Annotated in this window: 4 protein-coding genes; all 4 read left to right on the forward strand. The window is 69.5% G+C overall.

Going from position 1 to position 2,433, the window contains the following annotated elements; all coding sequences use genetic code 11:
- Window positions 1-89: 89 nt before the first annotated feature.
- Window positions 90-974, forward strand: a complete 885-nt coding sequence (gene sdaAA, locus VF647_05725; protein HEX8451572.1) for an L-serine ammonia-lyase, iron-sulfur-dependent, subunit alpha — start codon at window positions 90-92, stop codon at window positions 972-974.
- 34 nt (window positions 975-1,008) lie between these two features.
- Entirely contained in the window at window positions 1,009-1,260 is a 252-nt protein-coding gene (locus tag VF647_05730) for a hypothetical protein (protein HEX8451573.1), read from the forward strand.
- Window positions 1,260-1,646 (forward strand): YbjN domain-containing protein, encoded by a 387-nt coding sequence (locus VF647_05735; protein ID HEX8451574.1) that lies wholly within the window; start codon window positions 1,260-1,262, stop codon window positions 1,644-1,646. The genes VF647_05730 and VF647_05735 overlap by 1 nt, the downstream gene beginning before the upstream one ends.
- 25 nt (window positions 1,647-1,671) lie before the next feature.
- Window positions 1,672-2,433 (forward strand): PspA/IM30 family protein (locus VF647_05740; protein HEX8451575.1); only part of this gene is annotated, 762 nt, incomplete at its 3' end.

Genomic DNA, 2,433 nt, shown 5'->3' on the forward strand with positions numbered 1-2,433 from the left:
AGCGGAAGGGACCTCTCCGCTTCGCGAGGTATCGTAGTTGCAAGCGGTTACCCATTCCCGATTCCCCATTCCCCATTCCCCGCAGTTCCATGCACAAGTCCATCGAATCCCTGATCCGCGAGGCCGACGAGACCGGCCGCACCCTGGCGCAGGTGGTGCTCGACACCGAGTCGGCGGAGAGCGGCAGGGCGCCCGAGGAGATCCGCGGAAGGATCGCGAGGACGCTGCGGGTGATGCGCGGCGCCATCGACGAGGGGCTCAAGGGCGAGGTTCGCTCCGCCAGCGGCCTCACGGGTGGGCGCGCGCGGCGGCTGATGGAGAACGGGCCGCGGCTGCTGGGCGCCCGGCTCACCGAGACGCTCGCCCGCGCCATCTCGACCCTCGAGGTCAACGCGGCGATGGGGCTGATCGTGGCCGCGCCCACGGCTGGCGCGGCGGGGGTGCTCCCGGCGGTGCTCATCAGCATGGACGAGTTCCAGGAGCTGGGGGAGGAGCGGCTGATCGACGCCATGCTGGTCGCCGGCGGCGTGGGTGGGGTCATCGCCCACCGCGCGTCACTCGCCGGCGCGGAGGGCGGGTGCCAGGCGGAGACGGGTACGGCGGCGGCCATGTCCAGCGCGGCCGTCTCGTACCTGCACGGCGGCACGCACGAGCAGATCTCCACCGCGGTCGCGCTCACGCTGCAGGGGATGCTCGGCCTGATCTGCGACCCCATCGGCGGGCTGGTGGAGATCCCCTGCATCTACCGCAACGCCTCCGCCGCCATGCAGGCCATCGCCGGCGCGGAGATGGCGCTGGCCGGGCTCGACTTCCCCGTGTCGGCCGACGAGGTGATCGACGTGATGGGCGACGTGGGGCGCCGCATGCCCCGCGCCTTCCGCGAGACCGCGGAAGGAGGGCTCGCCACCACCCCTTCCGCGCGCAAGCTGGTGCAGTTGCGGCCCCGGGCGGGCGCCGTGGGGTCGGGGAACTGAAACTCCTTCCCACGGCGCGGCGTAGGCGCATACCATGTTCAGCGTACTCCTTTTCATCGTCGCACTCGCCATTGTAGGACGCTGGGTATTCGGCTGGTCCACCGCCGGCCCCGCGCTCGCGCCGCACTACGAGGCCGAGATCGCGCGGCTTCGCGGCGAGGTGGACGAGCTGAGCGCCCAGGTGGTGCGCCTGTCCGACGAACAGCAGTTCATGATGCGGCTCCTGTCGGGCGGCGAGAACCGCGCAGCCACGGAGCTTCCCCCCGCCAACGAGGAGACGGCCTGATGGTGACGCGAGAGGATGTGGAGCGGTACCTGCTCAACTCGGAGCTGACCCACGAGGAGGTGCAGGAGGGGATGTGGGTGGCCCACGCGGAAGGCGGGCCTTCGCTGGTGATCCATCACTCGCCGCCGGTGCTGGTCTTTCGCCTCAAGGTGATGGACGTGCCCGGCGACCAGAGCCGCTGCGCCGACCTGTACAAGAAGCTTCTCCGCTTCAACGCGACGGACCTGGTGCACGCCGCGTACGGCCTGGAGGAGGAGGACGTGGTCCTCACCGAGACGCTGGAGCTGGAGAACCTCGACCAGAACGAATTCCAGGCGGTGATCGACTCGTTCCAGATGGCGATGGCGTCGCACCTGGAGCAGCTCGCGCCCTACCGCGACTGCTGACCGCCCCGCAACCGACTGATGCCCAATGGGACTCTTCGATAAGCTGTCACTGCTGATCCGGTCGAACATGAACGACCTGATCGCCCGGGCCGAAAACCCGGAAAAGATGCTGAACCAGGTCATCGACGACATGCGCAACCAGCTCGCGCGAGCGAGGCAGGAGGTTGCCCATGCGATGGCCGACGCGGCGAAGCTCAAGAAGCAGGTGGAGGACGAGCAGAAGCAGGCGCAGGAGTGGGAGCAGCGCGCCATGCTCGCCGTGCGCCAGGACCGCGACGACCTGGCCCGCCAGGCCCTGATGCGCCAGCAGGAGCACGCATCGCGCGCCCAGCAGTACTACGACACCTGGGAGAAGCACGAGGCGGACACGCAGCGCCTGCGCGACGCCCTGCGGCAGCTGAGCGACAAGATCCAGGAGGCGACGCGCAAGAAGAACCTCCTGATCGCGCAGCAGAAGCGCGCCGAGGCTCAGAAGCGGATCCACGAGACGATGTCCGGCCTGTCGGACGCGTCGGCCTTCGACGCCTTCGACCGCATGGCCGCGAAGATCGAGGACAACGAGCGCCAGGCCCTCGCCGCCGCCGCCGTGAGCGAGGACCTGAGCGGCGACTCGCTGGAGCGCGAGTTCAAGGCGCTCCAGGCCGCAGGGGGCGACAACCTGGACTTCAAGCTGCTGGAGATGAAGCAGCAGATGGGCCTTCTCCCCTCCGCCCCGGCCGCATCCTCGACGCCTGCGCCGGCGCTCTCCAACGGCCAGGCATCGCTCCAGCTCGGCACCGGCGAGCCC

Origin of the sequence: Longimicrobium sp. (assembly GCA_036387335.1) — a bacterium.
Taxonomy (GTDB): Bacteria; Gemmatimonadota; Gemmatimonadetes; order Longimicrobiales; family Longimicrobiaceae; genus Longimicrobium.